This window comes from Salinivibrio costicola subsp. alcaliphilus, assembly GCF_001996185.1.
GTDB lineage: Bacteria > Pseudomonadota > Gammaproteobacteria > Enterobacterales > Vibrionaceae > Salinivibrio > Salinivibrio costicola.
The window spans coordinates 1-24,420 of the sequence record NZ_MUFR01000039.1 but is presented as its reverse complement, the minus strand read 5'-3'; the positions used below and the strand labels follow the sequence as shown (position 1 = coordinate 24,420).

Genomic DNA, 24,420 nt, shown 5'->3' with positions numbered 1-24,420 from the left:
GTTCATAGACTGAACCGGCTTGTTGTGCATATGTGGGGCGAGGGGGATTAAGCGTATTGACGCTCAGCTTCCTCAATCCCTAACTTACCAAGAATTGCTTGAGGATTGATAAAGTGATTCACCCGCACCTCGTGCTCTACCTTGTCACCCACCGCGACGAATTCATAGTTCAGTGATTGCGTGGCTTGCTTATCCCATACACCATCACCGAAATAGATTCGACGATCAAAATACACACCGTAATCTTGTTTGGCTCGAAATGCCGCCAACGCCATGACTTCACTCCGGCTCATGGCATCGGAGCAAGATGAAAATACAATGCCGTCGATATTAAAACCTGCCGCTTTTAACTTCATCCGTGCGGTTTCTTCCCACCCGCCGGTGGCAATGGCTAATTCAACCGAGGGCACATGGCGCATGTGTTCTACAAATTCCACCGCGCCGGGAATTGGCGCTAAGCCTTTCTCTGCAATCCTAACCGCCAATTTTTGCCTAAACACCCGTTTGATCTCTCTAAACAGCCTGATCTTGTCATGGTTGAGTCCATGGGTGTCGATTAACTCTTCGATGATCCCCGCATCGGTCACATTGGTGTAGCTTCCCCAATTATCTGGAACCGCTAAACCTGTGACTTCATCAATCGCCTGGCTGAAACACTCGTGGTCCATTTGGCAGCTGTCTACCAGCGTACCGTCCACGTCTAACATAAATAAGTTTTTCACGCACATTTCCTCAAACCCCGTTGTGTCCCACAAGTGACCGACTTGTGATTTGATCGGGCGCTTTGCCGTTCTTGATCTTCGTTTTTTATCAACACAACGAGCATTATAACATTTTTTTTACATTCTGGACGACTATCGGGCGACATCATACGCCCCTATTCACTCAGCGCAACGCTACCGTGAGAAATAACCGGGCCCAACAAAAATTTTGAACAAGTTTAACGAATTTATACGCTGGTTTTACCGTGTCGTTTCTCTACACTCTAACGTGTGCTGACTCACGCCAACCCATTTTAAGGAGAAATATATGAAAGCGCTGGTCTTAAAATCAAGCATTCTCGGCCCCTACTCTAGCTCAAACGCAGTCATTGACAGTGTAGTGGATTCCCTGTCTCCAGAAACGCTGATTGAGCGAGATCTGGCGGCGACTCCTTTGCCTACGCTAACAGGAAATAACGTCGGTGGTTTGCGTGGCGCAGACGAGCTCACTGAGCCGCAACAACAGGTGCAACAAGCATCGGACCAACTGATTGAAGAAATACAACAAAGCGATACCCTAGTGATCGCGGCACCTATGTATAACTTTACCATCCCCGTGCAGCTAAAAGCATGGATTGATCTGGTTGCCCGTGCAGGGATAACGTTCCGCTATACCGAAAACGGGCCTGAAGGCCTGCTAACCGGTAAGCGCGCCATTGTGGTCACCACACGAGGGGGGATGCATAAAGGAGGAGACACGGATCATGTCACCGGATATATGCAAACGGTGCTTGGCTTTATTGGGATCACAGATGTTGAGTTTGTCTATGCAGAAGGCCTCGCTATGGGCGAAGAAAGCGCAACAAAAGCCATCGACGAGGCGAAGCAAACACTGAAGCGCCTTACCTCTTAATGCGTCTTTGTTTGTAAATGATCGATCAGAGCCTGCCTCGTTGCAGGCTTTGATGCATTTGATCTTATCACCGACAGGATTGGTGATACGTCCTGCCAGTGTTACCATGAGCACTTATCGCAGGGTATTAACTCTGCTTTCTTTTGTTTGATCAAATTGGATTCGATTGTGACAGACGCGGACCAGCCAACCTTTTTTATTTACGACTTTGAGACGTTCGGTACCCATCCGGGTAAAGACAGGCCTTGCCAATTTGCTGGCGTTCGCACCGACAGTGATTTTAATATTCTTGGCGAGCCTCTGGTGCTATTTTGTCAGCCCCCCAATGATTACTTGCCGGCCCCAGAAGCTTGTTTGGTCACAGGCATTACCCCGCAACTCGCACTGAAAAAAGGGCTGCCCGAACCCGAGTTTATTGCCCAAATCCATGCGGCTCTGTCCCAACCGAACACCTGTGTAATTGGTTATAACAATGTTCGGTTTGATGACGAAGTGACACGGTATACCTTATATCGTAACTTTTTTGACCCATATGGGTGGAGCTGGCAAAACGGAAACTCGCGCTGGGATTTACTCGATGTGATGCGCGCCTGTTATGCGTTGCGGCCTGAAGGGATTGAATGGCCACATGACGAAAATGGTAAGCCCAGTTTTAAGTTAGAAAACTTATCCGTCGCCAATGGCATTGAACACAGTGATGCGCATGACGCCATGGCGGATGTGCACGCGACCATTGAGTTAGCGAAAAAAGTGAAAGCCGCGCAACCTCGGTTGTTTGATTACCTTCTCACTCACCGCCATAAGAATAAAATTAAGCACCTGATTGACGTGGTCAACATGACACCACTGGTACATGTCTCAGGTATGTTTGGCACCGAGCGAGGCAACACCAGTTGGGTTGTGCCAGTGGCATGGCATCCTGACAACCCCAATGCCGTGATCACTGTTGATCTTGCCCGCGATCCTTCACCTTTATTCGCGCTTGATGCCGATGCCCTCCGTGAGCGTTTATATACTCCTCGGCAAGCATTGAGTGACGACCAATTGCCGGCACCATTAAAGCTTATCCATATCAATAAATGCCCGGTATTAGCCGATGCCAAAGTACTTCGTCCTGACGATGCCGCGCGTCTTGGCGTGGATAGAGAAGCATGTCTTCAACATCTTAAAGCACTAAAGGCGGCGCCCGAAATCCGAGAGAAGCTGGTGGCTGTCTTCGCGCAATCCAAGCCCTTTGACAATCAAGATGTTGATAACGCACTGTATGCTGGCTTTTTTTCAAAAAGTGATCGCAGCGCGATGGACATTATCCGCGCGCAAGATCCAGAAAACCTTGCCGGGATTGACTTGAGTGTCGACGATTGGCGCATCAAACCTCTGTTGTTTCGTTATCGTGCCCGCAACTATCCGTGGACACTTACTGACGATGAACAAAAACAGTGGTTTATGCACCGCCGCGATTATTTTGAAACACACCTTCCCACGTACATGGACAACCTACAGCAACTGGCGGATCATCATCAGGCGGATGACCACAAGGTCCGTATCTTAAAAGCGGTTTACCATTACGTCGAATCATTAGTCGGTTAGCCTCGATATACGATGTCGTGTTTTTCGATAGGTTCAACAACCGTTATGGCGCCATAGCGGTTGTGCTTTTTTTAATCTATTGTTATTCCTTATAAAATCAGAAAATTCAACATCATGCCTGCATAACTAGACCCAAAAAAGACATGCTAACGAGTTGCAGTTCTGTGATTTGAGTCCACACTTTTATAAAAGCTGTCGTTTGGAGTGGGCTTGATGATGACAACAAAAGTAAATACACGCTGTTACCGTTTTCCTGAAGTAGATTTTGAGCCAGAGAGCCGCACACTGTATTGGACGGATCAGGCAATCACGGTTTTGTCGTATGAAGAATCACGAATGCTCGAAATGCTTTGTTATTACGCAGGCGAGGTGTTGTCAAGTCGCACCTTGTTTAAACAAGTCGCATTACCCGACAGTTCTTTTGCGCAACACCAAAGTGTGGTCACTTCGCTCATGGCTAAGTCTTACCGCAACGGTAAAAAGTGCTTGCCCTTTGACGTGGTTGGCGAGTTTGGTTTTCGTGTTGCTTTACCCCAACAAACCTTTGCGCAACGGCCAACCACGCCGGCGGAAAATCAACCTGATCTCACCCCACCTCCGGCAACGCAATCCCCGGCATTAGGGGATCCCTCTTTTAGCATTACAAAACCGCTTATTGTGTTGATTGCGACCGCGAGCCTCATTATTGGCATTACTGCGTTATTAACGCAGTAGCTGTTCGTCGACGCGAAATCCGAGTACTTTCGAGCTCACACTCACACTATTCGCGTTGTGAGCTCAGATCGTTGATGTTTTATCTGACTTTGTCTTATCTCTAATGATCGTGGATCCGGTGACCTTCGCGCTGGCAACATTGGCTTTTGCAGCGTTAGCGTTGGCAAAATTAGAAGGCGAAAAAACATTGATGTCACTCTAACTTTCAGCAACGAAATCGGTCTTGCATATTATGCGTGACTCTAATCACATAATTATCAGAGATGCTTCCCTACACTGAGCCTCCGTTAATGACTAAGAAGTGATGCTATGCGAACTGCACTAACCGATGCACTGACACAATTGCCCGACGCATTACAACGCGTTGTCTCTGATTGGATAACTAACACACACTTTGGTGCGACATTTTCACCAGAGCAAGTGGCGCAAATGGAAGCCGAAAGTGACCTATCTGGCGCCGCATTGCGTCTTACTCTATTGCCAATAGCGGCGGCTTATGCGGTGACTCCGATATCAACGTTTAACGTTGGCGCCATCGTTCGTGGCGAAGATGGCACCCTATACTTGGGAGCCAATATTGAGTTCACAGGGGTGCAACTGGGCCAAACCATTCACGCCGAGCAATGCGCGATTGCCCATGCGTGGACCAAAGGGGCAACTCGCTTAACCGATATCACGATCAACTACAGCCCATGTGGTCATTGTCGTCAGTTTATGAATGAGCTAAACGGTGCAGAATCACTCACCATTCAGCTACCAAAAACGGATCCCAAACCGTTACATGCGTATTTACCTGATTCCTTTGGTCCTGCCGATTTAGGGGTTGAATCACGTTTATTAACTGACGCGCCACACCAGTTACCCACAGACGATATTGATATTCCACTACTCAAAGCTGCCGCCGATGCAGCGAACCGAAGTCATGCACCGTATTCGGGTAACTACAGCGGCGTGGCCGTTGAAACATCTGATGGGGCGGTTTTCTCTGGGATGTATGCCGAAAATGCAGCGTTTAACCCGAGTTTACCCCCGCTTCAAGTGGCGCTCATTGCGACCAATATGGCCGGCTATCACTGGGACGACATTCGGTCGGTGGCGCTGGCCGAGATGACAAACAGTACGGTGAGCCATCTGACCGATACCCAAGCCACATTGGACGCGATGGATCCTGATATTCCTTTCGTCTATTCGACCCTTTCAACTTAACCACATGATACGCTTGGCCTCAGCGGGGATTTCTGATCGCTCTGAGGCCTAATTTGCGCTACTATCCGTACGTCTTTTTTCGGATTGTCACGGTAATGAAACAAGTTCATCATCCCCTCCAAGGCGCGGCCTGGATGCTCACTGCAGGCTTATGCTTCGCATTAGTCAACAGCCTTTCTCAATATGTTAGCTTCAAGTTGGGCTTGCCTTCGACGACCGTTGCTTTTATTCAATATGCCATTGCCTTAGTGGCCATGATCCCCTGGTTAAAGCAACTGGGGATTCGTCAATCTTTAAAAACCCAGCACCTTGGGCAACATTGTTTGCGGGTGTTTATTTCTGTTATTGGGATCCAACTTTGGCTATGGGCGCTCGCTTATCCGGTTCCCATTTGGCAAGGCATAGCCCTACTAATGACATCACCGCTGTTTGCAACCATAGGATCGGGGCTATTTCTTCGTGAACGGGTTGGTATTGCACGTAGCTTGGCCACACTTGCGGGTTTTTGTGGCGCGATGATTATCCTAGAACCTTGGTCAAATGGTTTTACATGGGCAACGTTACTGCCGATAGGCGCCGCTTTCTTTTGGGCGACCTATTCATTAATGGTGAAACGGTTATCAGCCTACGATCCACCGACCACGATGGTCGTTTACCTCCTTTTGTTGATCACCCCATTTAATCTACTCTTGGCCGTGCCTGACTGGACACTGCCGTCATCTGCAATGGCATGGTGGATGCTGTTCGGTGCTGGAATGCTCACCGCACTCGCACAGTGGGCAATAGCCAAAGCCTATGCCGCGTCAGATGCCTCGTTTGTTCAGCCGTTTGATCACGCTAAACTGCCGCTGAACGTCCTCTTTGGTTGGCTGGTATTCAGCTGGGTTCCACCTGGCCGGCTATGGCTCGGCGCAGGAATTATTATCGCAGCCGTTTTCTTTATTACCCACTGGGAATCACGACAGTCTAATCAACCTCGAGTCAAAACCGTCTAGCGCAAAACGGCGCTATCCGAGCATGGCTCTACCAAACCGAGCACTAAGCGTTGGCTTTTATCAACCAGACTTGCTCACCTCGGTCACCCTCTGGCTCGGTTTGCGTCTCTAACAACCTAATATCGAGCCCTGAAAACACCTCTTCCACTATTGACGTATCGATGGAAAACGGCGGATTATCATCGGCCTGCGGATAAAACAAGGTGATCAGTAATAGGCGGCCTCCCGGCGCTAAAAGATCACGCACACGATGCACATACTGATCCCGCATCGACGGTGGCATCGCCACCAAAGCGGCACGATCGTAGATCAGCGAAGTCGGGCTCAAACGTGCAGTAAAAAAGTCACCACTGATCAACTCCAACTCATCGAAACAATAATGTGTATGACCCGACGGCGCACGGTGAACTTGCGGGGTATACAGGTTTTCTGAAAAAAAGGCCCGTACCGCGATATCACTTAGTTCTACACCAATCACATGTTCGTGTTTTTCCGCAAGCCAGTTTAAATCGATGGATTTGCCACACAAAGGCACCAGTACTGTCTCATCTGGCATTGGACAAAGTGTTGACCAGTAACGCATAAGCATTGGGTGCACACTGTCCCGATGAAACCCTATTTGATTTTCAGCCCAACGCTGATGCCAAAATTCTTGTTCCATGGTTTCTCCGAGAAGATGAAAAGCGGCCAGTTTAGCAAGTTATTAAATCAATCTCATTAGCAATTGCTTAAAAACGGGTGGAAATTGTTCACGATCTTGATCACAAATTAGTCAACGAGTAACTTGCGAGGCAGTCCACAAACAAGTACTGTTTATACATACAGTAATGATCATATATACAGGTGCTTTATGTACGCGATGTCTAATGAGTCAAATCAAGCAACGACGCAAACGTCAGTACAGATGCGTGACGGAAGCTATTATTCCTCTGCGTTGAACGCACAGACAGCCATCAATGCCCATTGGCTGTCGATGTTACAGGCGCTAGCATTCAAAGCACGACAGCAAAAGTGGATCACGATCATTAATCCACCCCGCTCATTGAACGCCGAGCAGCTTAGTCATTGGGGAATTAATACCAATCAGGTAAGGATGATTTATCGTCGGCATGGGTTTGACGATGAAGCACTGATTGACGCCGCAATGGCCGCAGATACGTCATGTGCGATCATTGCGTTTACACCCACATTGACACGTTTAACCTGTTACGAACACAATCAGCAGTGGATTGCACGCGTCGATCCAACATTGGCACAACGTCATTAGTACGCGCTTCAGTGCAGGCAAGTATCCGCGTCAGAGATGAAAGTAAATCTAACCCACTCGCGGTTTTCATTACTGTATTCAAGCTGTGCGCCTGTTTGGTGGCTTATCGACTCCATTTGCCGATACTCTAAAGCATAAGGCATCAATACAGTGAGTTCTTTAATTCCTTGCGCACGAGCCAAACCGGCCAGTTGAACCAAATTAGATGCATCGGTATGACGCACTGACATCACACGCGCGGCGTCTTGCTGTAGGCGCTCTTGAGCGGTTAGTGGTGATTGATCGCCACCCGCTTGATACTCAAGCACAGTATTAAACATGGGCAACAAGCTTCGGAAAATATCGAAAAAAGTCCAATTGGGCTGCTGACTTTCACACAAAAAATGTGTGTAATCGAAAACAACCTCTGTGGGTGTTTTCAGCTGGGTTGACAGCGCATCCATGGCTTACCTCCAGACTAAAACCTAAGCGGATACACCCACTATAAGCAGTTTTAAACATATGTCTGGAAGATTATACAGTATTTTGCGCTCGATCATGCTTTATACACGTAACACGATTATTTCGAAAAGCTTTTTTAACACAAAGAAAACAAATAGTTGAAAAGAAACCGATTTTCTTAGCATGTGCAAAATGAAGTAACTGAGAGGCGGTGTTATCGAACACCCGCTTAAGTACAAAGACAAATCATGCGACTTAAGCGGATGAGCAAACACTGATCAAGATGCTTTGTAAATCACCTTGTTGGCGGCCATTTGAACACGCTCGACTGCGCCCTCTTCGGTCAATTTTTTCAACGCACCTGTCGCCCAAGAAGCGGCTTTACTGTCTTCTTGTCCTGCAGCCAGACCAATGCCTTTCGGGTTGATCCCTTCAGGATTGGCTTTAACGATGTCTAATACTTGCTGCTGCTTAGGGGTGAATGACGAAACGGTATCCACAACGGGCGCTTTTGCTGCAGAGTCTACCGCCGGTTTAGCCGCTACCGCGGGTTTCGCTTTTACGGGACGTTGACGCGCTGGCGACGATGCCTTAACACGCTTGTTGAGTTTACCTTGTACTTTACGTTTGTGAGAAATTTTCATTCAATCATCCTACTCCGACGCACTACGTTCAGGCTCGCTGAAAGCAGCGGGTGAAAAACAAAGCGCGTGTTATACCAAATTTCAGCTCACTTTTGTAGGTAAGCGTCCCTTAGTCGGTGCAAAGTTCGTGACATTCAGCGACAAATGTTTACCTATTCGGTGTTTTTTAGGCAAACTAATCAGACACTTTCATCGTACACTTACAAGGTAAATCGTGGCTAAACGCTTGTACTCGCCGCTTTATCTATGGCGTGGAATGGAAGATTATGGATGCACTCAAGACAATAAAAATCTACCCGCCCCAATTTGAAGCGGCGCGATGGAGCATGCTAATCGCAATGGTTGTCGCATTTGCATTGGTATGCTTTTTTTTAATCCAACCCTCCTTGTCACTTGGGCAAGGCATTATCGGCCTGATCGCTATCGGCGCAATTTTATATGCCATACATAAACTTCTGCAGCGCGTACAACTGTCGTTTTCGCTCTCATTTATGCATATACAGCATCACAGCTTTCGTGGCGGTTGGGCACTCAAATGGCGCCATATTGACACGATAGGGATCCCTCAAATCTATCCGCAAAGTCTTGGCGAGCCACTGCCTTGGATGGGGATTAAAATCAAACACTATGATGCATTATTAGATGGTATTAGCTTGAGAATGGTGACTCATATCATCATGACTCAACGGGCATTACTGATTACAGCTTACCGTCGTGCGGGAAGCAAACCCAGTAAGCCATTGGAAGATATGATGTTTGATGACACCCCATATCGTGGTGCCAATGGTGTGCTTTATAAAGGTCTGATGGCGATGTTGGCCAATCGTATGCGATATATGCGCGAATTGTTAGGTTATGACATTTTTATCAGCGAAGACTTACTCGATCGCCCCCTAGAAGACTTTATCGGGGTGACAAGACGCTATCTGGCTGCTGCCAGTACGCAATAATGGTCTTGGGACAAATAGGCTCTTCTAAACAAAACAAACAGGCTCTAAACAAACAAGCTGGCCCGTACTCTGAGTACAAGCCAGTTTAGTGACAAGCGTTAGAAAGCACCGGTAAGAAAAGGATTAGTTTTACGCTCATAGCCCAGCGTTGACGTGGGTCCGTGGCCGGGAATAAAAGTCACATCATCTCCCACCGGAAGCAGCGTGTTCTTGATGGCGTCAATCAAGGTCGCGTGATCGCCTTTTGGAAAGTCGGTACGGCCAATACCACCGTTAAATAACACATCGCCTACCCATGCGGTACGGCTTTCTTCATCCACAAAGACAATATGTCCTGGCGTATGCCCGGGGGTAAATAAGACCGACAAAGTATGCTTGCCGACGGTGACCGTATCACCTTGCACTAACCACTGATCCGGCTCGAACGGCTCGGCGTGGGCAAAACCAAACATTTGTGCCTGTGCCGGTAAGGCTTGTAACCAAAATGCATCTTCTTTGTGCGGACCAATCACCGGAATATCAAGCGCGTTAGCCAATTCTACTGTGCCACCCACGTGATCTAAATGGCCGTGAGTAAGAAGGATTTTCGTCACGGTGACATTGAGTGAATGAATCACTTGGCGAATTTTAGCCACGTCACCACCTGGGTCGACGATCGCTGCGTCTTGAGTTTGATCGCACCAAATAATCGAGCAGTTTTGTTGAAATGCCGTGACCGGCACAATCTCATAATGCAACGCCATACAGTTAGCCTTCCTTTTGTATAAGTGCGGTAGCCGCCGATAACGACGTAAATACGGGCCTCACTATGCCATGCTGTCATCAGTTTGCAACTGTGCTGCCAAGGAGATGTCACCTTCACGCTCTAGGCTGAGATAAGGATACCCGGATACCTTTCAGGTACGCTTTATTGTATGCAGGGCTGCTTATGTTAGATATTGATAAAGTATTATCGTCGCATTACCCCCGGTTAGAACAGCGCGGTTGGCTCATGCGCCCCGTCAGTAAAACGCTAAAGCGTTTACTTCATGAGCAGGAGTTTCAAGCGTTTGCTGAACGCTACCCGCATCTACAAGGATTCGAGTTTGTTGAACAGGTGCTGGATTATTTTAACTTTAGCTATCGGGTCAGCGATAGAGAAAAAGAGCGGATCCCGGAATCTGGACGGGTGGTGATTATCGCCAATCATCCAATCGGATCACTGGATGGCTTGGCGCTGCTTAAACTCGTACGCTCAGTGCGTCCAGACGTTAAAGTTATTGCCAATGAATTACTCATGCAAGTCGGCCCACTTCACAGTTGTCTGTTGCCAGTCAACAATATGGGAGGCCGAACGCCTAAACAAAATCTACAACAAATCACACAGTGGCTAGAGCGTGATGGCGCTTTGATTATCTTTCCAGCCGGTGAGGTTTCGCGCGTCGCACCAACAGGAATTCGAGACGGTGTTTGGCACTCTGGCTTCTTACGTATGGCGAGTAAATCAAACGCCCCTATTTTGCCGATTCATGTCGACGGGCGAAATTCTGCCCGTTTTTATGGTGCGTCAATGGTCTATAAACCTTTGTCGACTTTGTTACTGGTTGAAGAGATGTTTCGACAAGAGAACAACACCATCGCCTTCACCGTGGGCGAAATGATCCCACACCACAGTTACAGTGCCAGCGCGAACCTTCCGGTAAAAACACGGGTTAAACTCTTTCGTAAACACCTCTACCGGATCGCCAAGCGTAAGCAAGGCTTATTTCCCACCGAAACTGCGATTGCCTCACCGGAGCCACGACTGGCGCTCAAGCATGCAATTGCACTCGGCGAGCAACTCGGACAGACACCCGATGGTAAACTCATTTATTTACTCGACTATCAAGCCGATTCGCCGGTGATGCGCGAAATAGGCCGTTTACGTGAGGTCGCGTTCCGCGCTGTTGGGGAAGGCACCGGACAGCGGCGTGATCTTGATAAATACGACCAATACTATTGGCATTTGGTCTTGTGGGATCCGATTGAGCTCGATATCGTCGGTGCATACCGCTTATGTGATACCCAAGCCACTCTCGCTCATCAAGGGCTTGGAGGAATCTATAGCGCAAGCTTGTTCGATTATGAACAAGGGATGCAGCCTTTTCTTGACCAAGGCTTAGAGCTAGGCCGTAGTTTTGTTCAGCCCAAATATTGGGGAAAACGAAGCCTGGATTATTTATGGTTAGGCATTGGCGCCCTACTCGCTAATCGCCCACAGTACCGTTATTTATTCGGGCCTGTCACTATCAGCAACGCGATGCCACAACCCGCTAAAGAGCTACTGATCTTCTTTTATCGCACCTACTTTCGTGGCGACAACCGCTGTGCGCGATCGAAACGACCGTATCAACTCGCCGAAAGTAAACAAAGCGAGTTGCTCGACCACTTTTGTGGCAACGACTATGCGCGCGATCTGAAAAAGCTAAAAATGTTACTCGATCACCTTGGCGTCGGGATCCCAACGCTTTATAAGCAGTACAGTGAGCTATGTGAGCCTGGCGGCGTACAATTCTTAGACTTTGGCGTTGATCCTGATTTCGCCGACTGCATTGATGGACTGGTTTTAGTCGACCTCAAGCGTTTAAAACCCAAACGCTACCAACGCTATATTGCGCCACATCTAACCACTCCCCCAACCTCCACTTGTGACTAAACCTCGCTGTGAATAAGCGTCGCGGTGAACAAACAAAGCCCCGCGCTATCTGTCTTGATGGCGCGGGGCTATGACTGTCAACTCTTGTGATCGTGATTGAGACTACTGTGACCGTGATGAGGATATATCACGTTGCTGGGTTAAGTAGCTCGGCTCCTGAGTGGTGATTTGACGTTCGGCATGGCTATCATAGGCATATACATCATCACGAAACGCGAGCTTGCCGTCTTCAGTAACCCATGCTGTTTGGTAAATGGTTTGCACGGAAAGGCGCGTTTGCAACGACACCCACTTAGTTTGTGTTTTATCCAAATACCCTTGGTAGCTAGCCAACTGTTTCCCGGACAAATCCAGCACCAAATCCGCCAACTGCTCGGCCTGCTCCACCCGAATACACCCAGAACTAAACGCGCGGCGCGAGCGACTAAATAAGCTTTGTGCCGGCGTGTCATGTAAATAAATGGCGTTTTTGTTTGGGGTGTTAAACTTGTACTTTCCTAATGCATTGCCTTGACCCGGAGCCTGTTGCAATCGATAAGGGAAGCCGTCGTCATTCACGGTTTGCCAATTAATCGTACTCGGGTCGATAGCGATGTTGCTTTGCCAGTTAGGCAAAATGCGATACTGATTGCGAGACAAATACTGCTGGTCATCCGCCAGTCTGGGCAAGATATCTTTTTGCACAATGCTACGAGGCACATTCCAGCTGGGGTTCAGCACCACCGAATCAAGTTGCGACGTAAACAGCGGCGTACGTCTTGATTGTCGACCAACGACCACTTTACTTTCGAATACATTTTGATCGTCATGCCATACATGCATGCGATAATCGGGAATGTTCACCACAATTCGATTGGGATTATCGTTAGGCCACAACCGCAACCGTTCTGCATTAAGTGCCAATAACCGAACCCGTGCTTGTGGGTCCAAATTTAACCACTTCGCGGTTGCTGGGCCGATAATGCCATCCATGGATAAACCATGCTGTTGCTGAAAGCGTTCAACTGCGCGAAGCAAGTCACCACCGTAGCGCACAGTGTCGCCATTTATCGCTTCCAAGCGCTCAGAGCTGCCCCAAAACCCCTGTAGCCTCAGATTATCCACCAAGTTAAGCGCTAACGTTGTCGCAATCGCTTGGTCCGGGTATATGACGTTCTCAGCCTGAATCGTTGGCCAAACCGACTGCGCCTGCTCTTGTAAGCGAACAATTTGTTTTACTAATGCATCGTATTGCGAGTGTTGTGGACGCCGCTGCTGCAAAAACGGAGCCAGTGACCCGTTAAGTCCTGCCTTAAATAAAGCAGCACGCCTTTGCGATGAGGGAGCTGGCAAGGGGGTGCGATGAGACGCGCCAAAAAACCATTGCATTCCTTTATCGGGGATCACACTTAAATAGCGAAGCAGCGCATAGGCGGTATCGGTAGCAAAAATATCATAGGCCGCATCGCTGGGCTGCTGACGAAGTTGCCGCAATTGCCATGCTCGCCATTCAAACTCAGGACTAAAGCCAGCCAGTGAAATCACATTCACTTGCGTTTCTAACTCATCTCGCGCCGCATCTTGTGTCCAAATCAACGAAAATCCATTATCCAGGTAGTCTTGAGTCAGCGCTTGGGGATAGGCCAATACGGTCGCATCCGGTGCCGCCGACTCAAGCCAATCGCGCGCATATTGGTAAGCTCGCTGGCGATGAACATCTGCCGATACAGTTTGATCATCAGGCACTCTTTGCCCCGAGATCTGCGGTTCAGTCAGTAACCGTACTCCCCCCGTTTCACTGGCGTTATTGGCCATCACTGGCTTTACCAAAAAGCAAAACACTATCAGAAGGTTAGCCAACCAGGCATCGTGCCTTCTCATCATACGCCCCTCCTCATCCCTTTTATGATTATGGCAAAGTTTTACTGCAAAGAAGCAAAATTAACGTCTGTTTTTCCTCATCACAACGCAAGGTATTGAAACAAAAACGGCAGCCAAAATTGACTGCCGTTTAGAACATTATCATGGATTCATTACACTAAGGTTATCCAGTGATTATCCCATCGGACTGGCGTCATTTTATAATCCGGATGGTGTGCATTATTTAGCGTCACCATTTTACCGCTACCCGCACTGAGGTTAATCACATCACCATCGCGACTCGCGCCAGAAGCATCTATCAGCGGATGCAGTCCAAGTAACTCGCCACTATTTAACGACCAAATACCATAGCAATTGCCACGGGGCGACGTGGCGACAATCCAACCATTGAGGGTAGCAATACTGGCAACATAATTATTAAAGCGCGACCACTGCTCTGGTGAAGCATTCAACATTTTCATCGGCTCACCACGGCGATGAATCGCGACAAGGGGGGCGTTATCAGCACCATGGTATTGCTGACCTGTCACCACATAACCCTCATCTGACACCATTAGATGACGAATACTGAGCTTCTTATTTGCAAGCTCAGCGCGCTCGACCACTTTGCCACTGTCGATATCGATATAGACCAGTGCCGGTGACATAGCGTCAATGTTTAACACTGTGCGTCCATCAGTATGCATGCCGCCAACACCCACGACTAACGTGTTAGTATCCACCAGCGCTAACTCATGAGGACCAATGCCAAAGCCGCTTATTTCACGCACTTTTTTTACCTGCCCCTGCGCGGTTAATTGGTAAACACCGATCACACCTTCGCTGGTTTGCCGTTTACCCTCGGTGGTATATAACCATTTTCCATCATCAGAAATGGCACCGTGCCCATAAAAATAACGATCGGAGGCGGCCCTTACTCGTGACAACGTCACTCCACGTTGGTAGTCAAACACCTGCATAAAATCACCAGGCCGGCGCGCAAATGCCACCCCTAGCGTTCCAACCTCTCGTCGCTGAGCGGCGACACCATGACCCCGATCGGGCAATGGTAGGCGGAAAACGGGTTGCCCAGACGGATCAGCACCAACCACCGCGAAAGAGCCATCACGACTCAGCGCACAGCCCAGTAGCTCACACCGCGCTGCTGCGGTATTACCACGACAACCACTCAGTGTATTTACGACGGTGGGTAAAGCCGCGCCCATTAGCGCCGCCTTGAGTAAACGGCGGCGTTTCTGACTAATCGCCATCGGTTGCATTAAACCCCACAACTATGCCTAAATCTTGTGCGACTTGACCACCCAACACGAGTTTTAGATATTCCAGATTGTTATAGACGGTGAGCATGTCACGATAACCCGGTACGCTGTTGAGCCTATCAAACAGCGGCTCGCCGTCTTTGGGCACACTGTCATAGGCGAGTTGCCAATGCTCGCTAACACGATCGGCTACCTGATGGTTGCCTCGCTCGCGTAGCGCTTGCTCGATACCACCTTCAGCGTGATATTGAACTTGCATCGCTTGAATGCTCTCGCTTAATAGTGTTAGAGAGTGCCGCGATCGCCAGGCTTCTCCTTGGTAGGGGTTAGGAAAACCAGGTTTGCCCAAAGGGCCGGCAAGCTTTTTAAGCACATAATCGAGCTGATGTGTCAGTGCGCCAAGTTTTTCTGCCGTGGCCATCGAAGGTGGCATCCCTAACCACGGGTTTTTCTGCCACGCTAGGGTTAATGCCGTTGCACTTTGCTGCAAACGCCCACTGACGGCCATGGCTACTTCGCAGTGTTTTGGCAAAGTTAAATCCGCTTGGCGATCATACAACAACCATTCCATCGCGCCGACACCTTGCACGGCCACACTTTGATCCGCTAATGCATTCGCGGTCCAGCTAGTATCACTGGCCAGCAAGGCATTCATTTTCCGTCCCGTGGTATTCTTTTTGTCAGGATAAAACTGAATCCGCCAACTTTGTGCCAAGGCTTGCTCTGAGCCCTTTTCTACGCCTTGTAAAGGCATCCAAGCGGTCATAACCTTCTTCCATGCTTGACGCGCCTTGTCCACATCCGTGCCCTGCGAGCAAACCGATTGCGTGGTCTGCGCGAGCGCCTTGGTTGCAGAGAGAAACCGTTGGCTTCTTTGTTTTTGTAGTTGCCAAAGGCCATGATTAGGCCCTGTCTCAGCTTGAGACAAACATCCGCCGAGCAACACGGTGGCGCTGAGCGTAAGCACCACAATAGGATTAAATCGAAAACGCATACCACAAGACTCCAGCATGGTGTTTTTATAATAAGTGCTTTTATAATGAACGTAAAAATGCAATCAGTGCATCACGGTCCGCTTTTGGCATCGCCAGTACACGCTGTTTGGCGCCATCGGCTTCGCCACCATGCCATAAAACGGCTTCCATCAACGTTCGGGCGCGACCGTCATGTAAGTAGGTACCATCAGCATTGACCTCTTTGGTGTAACCAATACCCCAAAGTGGTGCCGTTCGCCATTCTCGGCCGTTAGCAATAAACTCACTACGGTGATCCGCTAGCCCCTCTCCCATATCGTGTAACAGTAAGTCGGTATAGGGGTGAATTTCTTGTTCACTCAGTGCCGCCAGATCAGGACGTTTTGCTGTTGTGAACGACTCAACGTGACAAGCGTTACATCCAGCATTAACAAACATCTCTTGCCCTCGTTGGACTTGCGAGTCTAGGATGTTACGACGCGCGGGAACCGCGAGATGGCGAGCATAAAATTCAACAAAGTCGAGAATATTATCACTCACTTCGGGATCGCCGCCATTGGGCATATCGTCGCACACCGACTGCGACGGCATACAGTTGTGATGAGGGAATATCGAGGTTGTTAGCCCGACATCGCCATTAAAAGCGGCTGCATTTTGTTGATTCACGTTGGGTAATCCGGCTTTCCACCCAAACCGCCCCAGTGCGGTACGCTGTGTGTCGATATCCCACACTTGGTTGGGGCGCCCGGAAATGCCGTCGCCATTGGCATCCTCAGGATCGGCGTACGCATAGATCGCCTCAGCGGGGATCGACTCGAGTAGCCCAAGACCTATCATCGGTGGTGCAATCCGCGCTGACAGCTGCACATTCTCTGCCATCGGACCATAATTAAGGTCTGTAATAGCTAAGTTTGGCTGGCGTAATGTCACAGTCTCACCGTCTTCAAAGATCACCGGTACTTCGCGATAGCTGATTGCTATTTTGCCCTCTGGCTTGACGCCTGGTAAGGAAAAATCTTGAAGTTGACCGCCATAATTGGGCTCTGGAATATTGCCATATTGGATCAGCTTTTGTTTTTCCGCTTCACTCATCGCTGGCACACTCAGCCGAACCAACATGGAAACGGCATTGATATCACCTGGCGATGGAGGATGGCCTCGCCCATCTTTGATATGGCAATTTTGGCAGCCATTAGTATTAAATAATGGGCCAAGGCCGTCACGGGCATCCGTTGATGCCGGTGAACTGACCCAAGGATTACGAAAAAAGCTATTACCGACACTGAAATCAATGCGCTCACTCATCGGCAGGTTAGCGGCAGGTTGGGAAAAGGCGTTCGGTCCTTCCTTGATAACGGTTGTTCCCCCACCGGATGTGCGCTCGAATGCAAGTGCGGAGGTGGTCACCAAAAAAGTAAGACATGTCACGTTAAGGTAAGCAATGACATTGGGCTTCATAGTGTGTCCTGACAAGGCAAAAAGCCCCGTACCACGGGGCTAACTAGAATAATATGTCGTTTAGAATTGGTGATCAGCGGTGTCTGGATTCAGGTTATCAATACCAATCACTTGCGCCGCTTGTTCAATATGCTTGGTCTGATCCACCAGCGCCGCGATAGATGCGTTGACCAGTTGATTCCCTTCGCTATTACCAGCAGCAATCAGCTGATCAAAATACACGTTGTTGTCCTCCGCAGAAACAACCAAGGTTTTAACTTGCTGCTGCGCTTGATCAAAGCTGGCTTTAATTGCCTCTGCGGCATCGGCATTTTTATCTCTAACCAAATCAAGGACTGACGGTCCCGATAAAGTATTACCATTCACACGCTGATATGTCCCCGTCATGACATTGTAAATGCCCTGCTCGTTATAAAAATGCGAATTGTGCGTATTGTCAGAAAAACAGTCATGCTCATCTTCGGTTGAGTTGGCTTCTAGCGCGACTTTCATTCGCTCCCCCGCCAGTTCACCTAACGACAGTGATCCCATACCAAATAGCATTTTGCGTAGGCCATTCTCACTTGAATCGGCAAGCAGACTCGCACGGTAATTATCTTTGTTACCCTCGGCCCATTGATCACGCATCCACGCCAGATCATCAACCAATAGATCAGCAGCCGCTTTCAAGTAATCACGACGACGATCACAATGGTCATGGGTACACGCTTCACCATAGGCGAAATCGGTATAAGGGCGCTCACCGGCTCCTGCGTTGGTGCCGTTTAAATCTTGCCCCCACAACAGGAACTCGATGGCATGGTAGCCCGATGCAACATTGGCTTCTGAGCCGCCCACTTCATTTAAACTTGCCAGCAGTGTCGGCGTGATGTCAGTAACATCAAGATCGGTGGCGCCAATCTGAATGCGTTGGTTCGCAATAATGTTTGCTGTCGCTCCGGCATTACCGAGTTCTGCCTGATAACCATCCGCGACATAATCAATTAACCCCTCGTCCAAGGGCCAAGCATTGAGCTGTCCTTCCCAGTCATCGACAATAGCATTGCCAAAGCGAAAAACTTCTGACTGTTGGTAAGGCACACGTGCATCTAGCCACGCCTTTTTGGCTGCCTGAAGGGTTGTTTCAGAAGGTTCGGCAATAAAAGCGTTCAGTGCACTGTCGAGTTCAACCGCGGTTGTGTGAGCATCAGCAAAAACGGCGTGAGCAATGTCTGCATAATGTGCCACGACCTCTTGTTGGGTCGCCGCATTAGCGCCAAATGGGGCCGCAAATAGTGAGAGCGCAATCAGGTTGCGCTTAAACGGTGTCAATTCCATAGTCGTGTTGTCCTTCGCCTTATATGAACGGTTATGATAACCATTATCGTTTGTACGAAAGAATTCTAAGCATAATGTTACGAAATGCAACAAAGAATTTTTCTCATTACGCGAAGTGTGATGGCTATGCTATGTGTAAGGTTGACGGCAATACGTTGCAATGCACATCCGACCTGTTATTTAGGTAAACCGATGACTAAAGGCCATTTTTTGCATTTACTCACTGAAACAGTCAAAAATAACAATAAATTAGATTTAATTTGAACTCTAATGGTTACAATAGACTGAAAGCACGTCGATTATTTTCTCGTTGAAACAAACATAAATCATCGATTTTTCTCTCGATGTCTTTGCACTACAACCGCGGGTATTGTAAGTTTCGGGGGCAATTTTTTCTGGTGGAGGTGAGGTAATGGAAAAACACGAAGAAGTACTGGTCGCATTGCGGCAAATTATACGCGCAATCGATTTGCATTCACGAAAGCTTAACAAAGTATCGGGGATCACTGGCCCCCAATTGGTACTGATGCGTGCGATTAAAGAGCTTGGTCAAGTGACGATTCGTAAGTTATCTGTCCATACCAACATGAGCCAGGCCACAGCAACCACCATTTTGGACCGCTTAGAAAAGCGTGGGCTGATTTTGCGTGTCCGGAGCGAGCTTGATAAGCGTAAAGTGCACGCACACCTGACCGAACAAGGGGAAGCGGCATTGGAACAAGCCCCTAAGCCACTGCAGGAGAACTTTATCTCACGCTTTCAAAACCTAGAAGAATGGGAACAATCTCTGCTGCTGTCCTCTGTCCAACGTATCTCATCAATGATGAATGCAGACGATATTGATGCCGCACCGATGCTAGAGGTGTCTGCGCTTACCTCGCATCACTCCATGTCTCAGGCTAAAAAATAGCAGCTACCGGCGGGTAAACAGGACGTCTCCACCGGTCAACCTGCCAGCAAGGCGCCAGAAAAGCCATGGATTGAACGCTTTTTGTCGCCATTGCTCATCTGAAAATAAAAAGACGGCACCACGTACCGTCTGTTGATTTTTCCCTTGATCAACGCCTTCGCACGAATAACCAACGCCTTCGCTCTAAGGCACGTTATGCCCTTTCGACGCGACCCATATGCGATACCACTGCTCACGCGTTAATTTAAGATCATAAGCCTGTTTAGCGGCTTTCACTCGCTCAATGTTCCCCGAGCCTATAATGGGTAATGGTTTCGATGGATGGCGCATCACCCAAGCATAAATCACTTGATCGATACTCGCGCCGCCTAACTCCTCACCAATAGCGCTAAGCGTTTCGCGCACACGGACAGCTTGTTGTGACTCTCCCGTCAATAATTCGCCGCCGGCAAGGCACGACCACGCCATCGGTTTTACCTGAAGACGCTGAAGCTGATCAAGCGTGCCATCGTGGATCACATCAAAACGTAGCGGGTTGATTTCAACCTGGTTGGTGACGAGCGATTCGTCCCAACGAGATTGCAATAAATCAAATTGTGACGGCGTAAAGTTTGATACCCCGAAGTGCGCGACTTTTCCGTGATAGCGAAGCGTTGTAAACGCCTCTGCCACTTCATCCGCGTCCATCAATGCATCAGGGCGATGCAACAATAACACGTCGAGCTTTTCCACCCCTAAACGCTTCAGTGAATGATCCACCGACTCCAGGATATGATGATAGCTGGTGTCATAATGATTAATTTTACGATTAGGGGCCGCCTCGCTGACCAACTTAATGTCGCACTTGGAGACAACTTGGATCGATTTTCTCACACTCGGATCCAATTTTACCGCTTGTCCAAACAAGGTTTCACAGCGATAGTCTCCATAGATATCAGCATGATCAACCGTTGTAATTCCCAAATCAATATGGGATTTGAGAAAACTGAGCCGCTGCTGCGGGGTCATCTGCCAATCATCTAATCGCCAGTATCCCTGCACCATAGGCGAGAAAAACGGGCCGACCGGAGAAATGGATGTCGCTTTAAACTCTGACAAAACGCGTCCTTATATGCCGAGAAGTGAAGATCTCATGCTAGTCCGATCAATTTCACGTCACAATCCCTTTTTTATTAATATAACGAGATAGTTTGTTTTCTCTCAATTTTTGATTTTTTGCGTACCACGCGTTTGAACGAAAGATGAGCAATTTGTCATCAATACTTGGCGAATGGGACGAACTTCGGTATCTTATGCGCCGCAAAAAAGCAAAAAGGAAGCGAAAATGCTTATTCGACGCATGGAGTTGCGTGATTGTGACGCGATCAATACCATTTATAACTATTACATCACCCACACTGCGATCACGTTCGATTTAGCCCCTTGGCAAAAGCAAGAGCGTGAACATTGGTTTGCGCAATTTGATCCGTCCTCCCGCTATCAAGCTTGGGTGGCAGAGCAAGATCAACAAATCGTTGGGTTTGCTTATAACACGCCGTTCAACGCTAAACAGGCTTTTCATATCGCCTCAGAGATCACGATTTACGCCGCGCCTGATGCCGGCGGTCGCGGTATCGGCTCACAGTTGATGCGCACTTTGCTCGAGGGGATGCGAGAGCAAGATCTGCGCCGTGCTTACTCGCTGATCACACTCCCCAACCCCTCTTCACTGGCGCTTCATCGTCGTTTTGGCTTTCAGCAAGTTGGCCAACTTAACGAGGTCGGTGAAAAGTTCGGCCAATACCATAGTGTCGCCATGCTCGAGTGTGATCTGACCGTTTGAGCATGCTGTTGGCCTGTTGAATAAGCCCCACCCTCTTCACCATGCACCGTTACGGTGCCCTCATTTGATACCGTCGTCACGACGTTCAGGAGTTTAGTAGTATGAAAGTTCGCACAAAGGTATCTGCGGCAATCATCTCCGCCTGTGTTATCTGTATTCTCGCCACCGCAGCAGTGCTCGCCAATCGCACCACTGCATTGTTTGGCGACCAAATGCAAGATCAAGCCATTAGCCAGCTCAAAGCAGTCCGTGAAGCTAAACAATCAGAGCTCAGCAGTTATTTTTCATTTATCGGTCAACAGTTGACATCAATGGCCGATTCAACCATGACTGAAAATGCCGTTAACGCATTTAGTCAGGCCTATTTACGCTACAGCCGTGAAGTACGGACCGACCGCGCGTCACGCCGCGCCCTGCAGGATTACTATACCGACACCTTTGGTGATGCCTACCAGGCGCTTAACGATACGAATGCCAACGCTCGTTCCAACCTCGCCGCGCTCGCCCCCGCCACGCGTACACTGCAACAATTTTACATCAGTGGTAACCCGCACCCTTTGGGCGAGAAAGACAAGTTAGTTACCACTAATGACGGGTCAACCTACGATAACGTTCACACCCAGTACCATCCCAACTATCACCGTTTTGCCGAAACCTTTGGCTACCAAGATATTTTATTAGCGGATGCGAACGGTCGTATCGTTTATTCGGTGGCGAAAGAAATCGATTTTGGCACCAGTTTGTTTGCCGGTCCCTACGCCACCAGCGGGATGGGAGATGCGTTTTTAGAGGCTATCGACGCGCAAGCAGGCGACATTAGTTTTGTTGATTATCGCCCCTATTTTCCCAGCTATGACGAGCCAGCTTCATTTATCGCTACCCCTATTGTTGAAAACGGCGAAACCCAAGGGGTGCTGATCTTTAAACTGCCTATCGCACGATTAAGCGGTGTCATAAGTGGCCAAGGGCACTGGCAATCTGCCGGATTTGGTGAGACGGGCGAAATGTTTATGGTGGGGCCAGACAAGGTTCTCCGTACCGAGGCACGCGCGTTACAAGAAGATAAATCGGCCTATTTAAATTTGTTGCGCACCAATGGCGTAAAACCCGGTTTGATTAACCGCATCGACTTCACTGACACCGCGGCTGGACAAATGCCAATCGATTCTCCAAGTGTGGCCCAGGCGCTCGCGGGCCAAACAGGCACGGGGGAAGAAAAAAGCTACCGCAACCAAACCGTTTATACCGCTTATGCGCCGATTGATGTATTTGGAAAGCGCTGGGCGTTGGTGAATCAAATTAGTCAACAAGAAGCGCTTGCCCAAGTGACGACCATGAAAGACACTATTTTAAACGCCACCGTGCTCACATCGCTGGTTCTGGTGGGTGTCGCGATACTGATTGGTTATGTATTGGGTGGCAATATTGCTAAACCCATGATTGCGGTGACCACACGGATTAAGACGATCGCCGAAGACAAGGATTTAACTCAACGGCTGCCGGATAAAGGTAAAGATGAAATGGCGCTGCTCGGCCGTTCGCTCAATCAGATGTTTGCCAGCTTCCAAACCGTGATCCAAGAAGCGCATCAAGCATCTGGATTACTTGGGCAAGCCGCTAACGATATTAACCAAGACGTAGTCACCATGCACGATCGCGTTACCGACCAGGTCAAGCATACCCATCAAGTGGCCTCAGCGGCGACGGAAATGGCTACATCGGTCACGGATGTCGCGCAATACGCCGATCAAGCCTCAACCGCGTCAGACGATATCACCCAAGCGGTGAATAAAGGCTCGCAAATTGGTGACGATCTGGTGGAACAGATCCGCACGTTGTCATCGAGTATGGACGCCGCCACGGCGACCATGAGCCGCTTATCGCAGCAAAGTGAGGAAATTGGCACCGTGCTCGATGTGATCCAAGCGATTGCCGAGCAAACAAACTTGTTGGCATTGAATGCTGCTATCGAGGCCGCCCGTGCCGGCGAACAAGGCCGTGGATTCAGCGTGGTCGCTGAAGAAGTACGTACCCTTGCCTCTCGTACCCAGGACTCCACCGAAAGTATTCGCGATAAAATTGCCGCATTGCGCCAAGAGACGCAGTCAGCGGTGGCGGATATGGATACCACCAGCCAAACCGTGGAAGTTTGTGTGAACCACTGTCAGCAAAACAACGCCGCCTTGGTGGATATTGCCAACATGGTCACCGAAATTAATCAAATGACCTCACACATCGCCAATGCCACACAGCAGCAAACCCAAGTCACAACGGAGATTAGCGAAAGCATCACAGACATTGCACAATCAGCAGAGACTGTCTCGCAACGTACGCATGACACGGCAGAAACCGTCACCGGCTTAAGCCAACGTTCTGCGCGATTGGCGGATACCATCGGACATTTCAAAACCGAATAATATATCTCACAATATTAACGCTTTGTGTCATCCTCGCCGATGGCCCCACAGACGTTAAAGTACGTGTAGGTCGGTATAAGCGCCAACTCGATCGCGCAAGCTTGGTGTGATTTGCGCCGCGCGCCCGTTGCACGGCGCCATCGGAGATTAAGGTCAAAGTTGGCGCCGGTGTTAAAATTGGCGCCGATCGTGACAGGCGCAGTGCAACTGGCGCCCGTTGGCAATGTGCACCTATCCATCATCGTGCTGGGGCTTGTGTCACCTACGCCAATGGCACCATCGATGTATAAATTTTGTCATTGTATGCA

22 protein-coding genes are annotated in these 24,420 nt (G+C 49.0%); 11 read left to right on the top strand and 11 right to left on the bottom strand.

Going from position 1 to position 24,420, the window contains the following annotated elements; translation table 11 throughout:
* Nucleotides 1-47: 47 nt before the first annotated feature.
* Complete coding sequence (locus tag BZJ21_RS12590; RefSeq protein WP_236719564.1) at nt 48-722, bottom strand: HAD family hydrolase; 675 nt, start codon at nt 720-722, stop codon at nt 48-50.
* Nucleotides 723-1,029: 307 nt separating this feature from the next.
* Between BZJ21_RS12590 and BZJ21_RS12585 the strand changes: the two genes are divergently transcribed.
* The 5 genes from BZJ21_RS12585 (at nt 1,030) to BZJ21_RS12565 (ending at nt 6,119) form a co-directional block, all read left to right on the top strand.
* Complete coding sequence (locus tag BZJ21_RS12585) at nt 1,030-1,614, top strand: FMN-dependent NADH-azoreductase (RefSeq protein ID WP_077669954.1); 585 nt, start codon at nt 1,030-1,032, stop codon at nt 1,612-1,614.
* Nucleotides 1,615-1,782: 168 nt separating this feature from the next.
* Nucleotides 1,783-3,204, top strand: a complete 1,422-nt coding sequence (gene sbcB / locus BZJ21_RS12580; protein WP_077669953.1) for an exodeoxyribonuclease I — start codon at nt 1,783-1,785, stop codon at nt 3,202-3,204.
* Between the two features lie 213 nt (nt 3,205-3,417).
* Complete coding sequence (locus tag BZJ21_RS12575; RefSeq protein WP_236719563.1) at nt 3,418-3,918, top strand: hypothetical protein; 501 nt, start codon at nt 3,418-3,420, stop codon at nt 3,916-3,918.
* Nucleotides 3,919-4,227: 309 nt separating this feature from the next.
* On the top strand, nt 4,228-5,124 hold the full coding sequence (gene cdd, locus BZJ21_RS12570) for a cytidine deaminase (protein ID WP_077669952.1): 897 nt from the start codon (nt 4,228-4,230) through the stop codon (nt 5,122-5,124).
* Nucleotides 5,125-5,219: 95 nt separating this feature from the next.
* The gene (locus tag BZJ21_RS12565) at nt 5,220-6,119 is read left to right on the top strand and encodes a DMT family transporter (RefSeq protein ID WP_174566346.1); all 900 of its coding nucleotides are present in this window, start codon (nt 5,220-5,222) and stop codon (nt 6,117-6,119) included.
* 43 nt (nt 6,120-6,162) lie between these two features.
* Here BZJ21_RS12565 and BZJ21_RS12560 read toward each other — a convergent pair whose 3' ends face one another.
* A complete protein-coding gene (locus tag BZJ21_RS12560) occupies nt 6,163-6,780 on the bottom strand; it encodes a thiopurine S-methyltransferase (protein ID WP_077669951.1) in 618 nt (205 codons plus the stop codon).
* A gap of 198 nt (nt 6,781-6,978) precedes the next feature.
* Here BZJ21_RS12560 and BZJ21_RS12555 point away from each other — a divergent pair, with 198 nt between their 5' ends.
* Nucleotides 6,979-7,386: a hypothetical protein gene (locus BZJ21_RS12555; protein ID WP_128080717.1), complete on the top strand. Its 408-nt coding sequence runs from the start codon at nt 6,979-6,981 to the stop codon at nt 7,384-7,386.
* 8 nt (nt 7,387-7,394) lie between these two features.
* Here BZJ21_RS12555 and BZJ21_RS12550 read toward each other — a convergent pair whose 3' ends face one another.
* Nucleotides 7,395-7,829 carry a hypothetical protein gene (locus BZJ21_RS12550; RefSeq protein ID WP_021023612.1) on the bottom strand — a complete coding sequence of 145 codons (435 nt, stop codon included), beginning with the start codon at nt 7,827-7,829 and terminating at the stop codon, nt 7,395-7,397.
* Between the two features lie 276 nt (nt 7,830-8,105).
* Nucleotides 8,106-8,471, bottom strand: a complete 366-nt coding sequence (locus BZJ21_RS12545) for a hypothetical protein (protein ID WP_021023613.1) — start codon at nt 8,469-8,471, stop codon at nt 8,106-8,108.
* 266 nt (nt 8,472-8,737) lie between these two features.
* Between BZJ21_RS12545 and BZJ21_RS12540 the strand changes: the two genes are divergently transcribed.
* Nucleotides 8,738-9,421, top strand: coding sequence for a DUF2982 domain-containing protein (locus tag BZJ21_RS12540; RefSeq protein WP_021023614.1), 684 nt, complete (start codon nt 8,738-8,740; stop codon nt 9,419-9,421).
* 98 nt (nt 9,422-9,519) lie between these two features.
* On the opposite strand, the gene BZJ21_RS12535 is transcribed toward BZJ21_RS12540, so the two are convergent.
* Nucleotides 9,520-10,164, bottom strand: coding sequence for an MBL fold metallo-hydrolase (locus BZJ21_RS12535; RefSeq protein ID WP_021023615.1), 645 nt, complete (start codon nt 10,162-10,164; stop codon nt 9,520-9,522).
* 185 nt (nt 10,165-10,349) lie between these two features.
* Here BZJ21_RS12535 and BZJ21_RS12530 point away from each other — a divergent pair, with 185 nt between their 5' ends.
* Nucleotides 10,350-12,095 carry a GNAT family N-acyltransferase gene (locus BZJ21_RS12530; RefSeq protein WP_021023616.1) on the top strand — a complete coding sequence of 582 codons (1,746 nt, stop codon included), beginning with the start codon at nt 10,350-10,352 and terminating at the stop codon, nt 12,093-12,095.
* 102 nt (nt 12,096-12,197) lie between these two features.
* On the opposite strand, the gene BZJ21_RS12525 is transcribed toward BZJ21_RS12530, so the two are convergent.
* The 5 genes from BZJ21_RS12525 to BZJ21_RS12505 all read right to left on the bottom strand — a co-directional run bounded on the left by BZJ21_RS12525 (nt 12,198) and on the right by BZJ21_RS12505 (nt 18,963).
* The gene (locus tag BZJ21_RS12525) at nt 12,198-13,958 is read right to left on the bottom strand and encodes a L,D-transpeptidase family protein (protein WP_021023617.1); all 1,761 of its coding nucleotides are present in this window, start codon (nt 13,956-13,958) and stop codon (nt 12,198-12,200) included.
* Between the two features lie 149 nt (nt 13,959-14,107).
* A complete protein-coding gene (locus tag BZJ21_RS12520) occupies nt 14,108-15,205 on the bottom strand; it encodes a DUF1513 domain-containing protein (protein ID WP_033379247.1) in 1,098 nt (365 codons plus the stop codon).
* A complete protein-coding gene (locus BZJ21_RS12515; protein WP_021023619.1) occupies nt 15,195-16,208 on the bottom strand; it encodes an imelysin family protein in 1,014 nt (337 codons plus the stop codon). The genes BZJ21_RS12520 and BZJ21_RS12515 overlap by 11 nt, the downstream gene beginning before the upstream one ends.
* Nucleotides 16,209-16,248: 40 nt before the next feature.
* Nucleotides 16,249-17,646: a di-heme oxidoreductase family protein gene (locus BZJ21_RS12510; protein WP_077669949.1), complete on the bottom strand. Its 1,398-nt coding sequence runs from the start codon at nt 17,644-17,646 to the stop codon at nt 16,249-16,251.
* Nucleotides 17,647-17,706: 60 nt separating this feature from the next.
* On the bottom strand, nt 17,707-18,963 hold the full coding sequence (locus BZJ21_RS12505) for an imelysin family protein (RefSeq protein WP_021023621.1): 1,257 nt from the start codon (nt 18,961-18,963) through the stop codon (nt 17,707-17,709).
* Between the two features lie 412 nt (nt 18,964-19,375).
* Between BZJ21_RS12505 and BZJ21_RS12500 the strand changes: the two genes are divergently transcribed.
* Entirely contained in the window at nt 19,376-19,873 is a 498-nt protein-coding gene (locus BZJ21_RS12500) for a MarR family winged helix-turn-helix transcriptional regulator (RefSeq protein WP_021023622.1), read from the top strand.
* A gap of 183 nt (nt 19,874-20,056) precedes the next feature.
* Here BZJ21_RS12500 and BZJ21_RS12495 read toward each other — a convergent pair whose 3' ends face one another.
* Nucleotides 20,057-20,917, bottom strand: a complete 861-nt coding sequence (locus BZJ21_RS12495; RefSeq protein ID WP_051109700.1) for an aldo/keto reductase — start codon at nt 20,915-20,917, stop codon at nt 20,057-20,059.
* 280 nt (nt 20,918-21,197) lie between these two features.
* On the opposite strand from BZJ21_RS12495, the gene BZJ21_RS12490 reads away from it, so the two are divergent.
* Nucleotides 21,198-21,695, top strand: a complete 498-nt coding sequence (locus BZJ21_RS12490) for a GNAT family N-acetyltransferase (protein ID WP_021023624.1) — start codon at nt 21,198-21,200, stop codon at nt 21,693-21,695.
* Nucleotides 21,696-21,796: 101 nt separating this feature from the next.
* The gene (locus tag BZJ21_RS12485) at nt 21,797-24,112 is read left to right on the top strand and encodes a methyl-accepting chemotaxis protein (protein WP_021023625.1); all 2,316 of its coding nucleotides are present in this window, start codon (nt 21,797-21,799) and stop codon (nt 24,110-24,112) included.
* Nucleotides 24,113-24,420 lie beyond the last annotated feature (308 nt).

Excerpts from the sequence above, each read along its gene's own strand:
- BZJ21_RS12585 (WP_077669954.1), top strand. The coding sequence starts at position 1,030 with ATGAAAGCGCTGGTCTTAAAATCAAGCATTCTCGGCCCCTACTCTAGC.
- BZJ21_RS12575 (WP_236719563.1), top strand. The coding sequence starts at position 3,418 with ATGATGACAACAAAAGTAAATACACGCTGTTACCGTTTTCCTGAAGTA.
- cdd (WP_077669952.1), top strand. The coding sequence starts at position 4,228 with ATGCGAACTGCACTAACCGATGCACTGACACAATTGCCCGACGCATTA.
- BZJ21_RS12565 (WP_174566346.1), top strand. The coding sequence starts at position 5,220 with ATGAAACAAGTTCATCATCCCCTCCAAGGCGCGGCCTGGATGCTCACT.
- BZJ21_RS12560 (WP_077669951.1), bottom strand. The coding sequence starts at position 6,780 with ATGGAACAAGAATTTTGGCATCAGCGTTGGGCTGAAAATCAAATAGGG.
- BZJ21_RS12555 (WP_128080717.1), top strand. The coding sequence starts at position 6,979 with ATGTCTAATGAGTCAAATCAAGCAACGACGCAAACGTCAGTACAGATG.
- BZJ21_RS12550 (WP_021023612.1), bottom strand. The coding sequence starts at position 7,829 with ATGGATGCGCTGTCAACCCAGCTGAAAACACCCACAGAGGTTGTTTTC.
- BZJ21_RS12545 (WP_021023613.1), bottom strand. The coding sequence starts at position 8,471 with ATGAAAATTTCTCACAAACGTAAAGTACAAGGTAAACTCAACAAGCGT.
- BZJ21_RS12540 (WP_021023614.1), top strand. The coding sequence starts at position 8,738 with ATGGATGCACTCAAGACAATAAAAATCTACCCGCCCCAATTTGAAGCG.
- BZJ21_RS12535 (WP_021023615.1), bottom strand. The coding sequence starts at position 10,164 with ATGGCGTTGCATTATGAGATTGTGCCGGTCACGGCATTTCAACAAAAC.
- BZJ21_RS12530 (WP_021023616.1), top strand. The coding sequence starts at position 10,350 with ATGTTAGATATTGATAAAGTATTATCGTCGCATTACCCCCGGTTAGAA.
- BZJ21_RS12525 (WP_021023617.1), bottom strand. The coding sequence starts at position 13,958 with ATGATGAGAAGGCACGATGCCTGGTTGGCTAACCTTCTGATAGTGTTT.
- BZJ21_RS12520 (WP_033379247.1), bottom strand. The coding sequence starts at position 15,205 with ATGGCGATTAGTCAGAAACGCCGCCGTTTACTCAAGGCGGCGCTAATG.
- BZJ21_RS12515 (WP_021023619.1), bottom strand. The coding sequence starts at position 16,208 with ATGCGTTTTCGATTTAATCCTATTGTGGTGCTTACGCTCAGCGCCACC.
- BZJ21_RS12510 (WP_077669949.1), bottom strand. The coding sequence starts at position 17,646 with ATGAAGCCCAATGTCATTGCTTACCTTAACGTGACATGTCTTACTTTT.
- BZJ21_RS12505 (WP_021023621.1), bottom strand. The coding sequence starts at position 18,963 with ATGGAATTGACACCGTTTAAGCGCAACCTGATTGCGCTCTCACTATTT.
- BZJ21_RS12500 (WP_021023622.1), top strand. The coding sequence starts at position 19,376 with ATGGAAAAACACGAAGAAGTACTGGTCGCATTGCGGCAAATTATACGC.
- BZJ21_RS12495 (WP_051109700.1), bottom strand. The coding sequence starts at position 20,917 with ATGGTGCAGGGATACTGGCGATTAGATGATTGGCAGATGACCCCGCAG.
- BZJ21_RS12490 (WP_021023624.1), top strand. The coding sequence starts at position 21,198 with ATGCTTATTCGACGCATGGAGTTGCGTGATTGTGACGCGATCAATACC.
- BZJ21_RS12485 (WP_021023625.1), top strand. The coding sequence starts at position 21,797 with ATGAAAGTTCGCACAAAGGTATCTGCGGCAATCATCTCCGCCTGTGTT.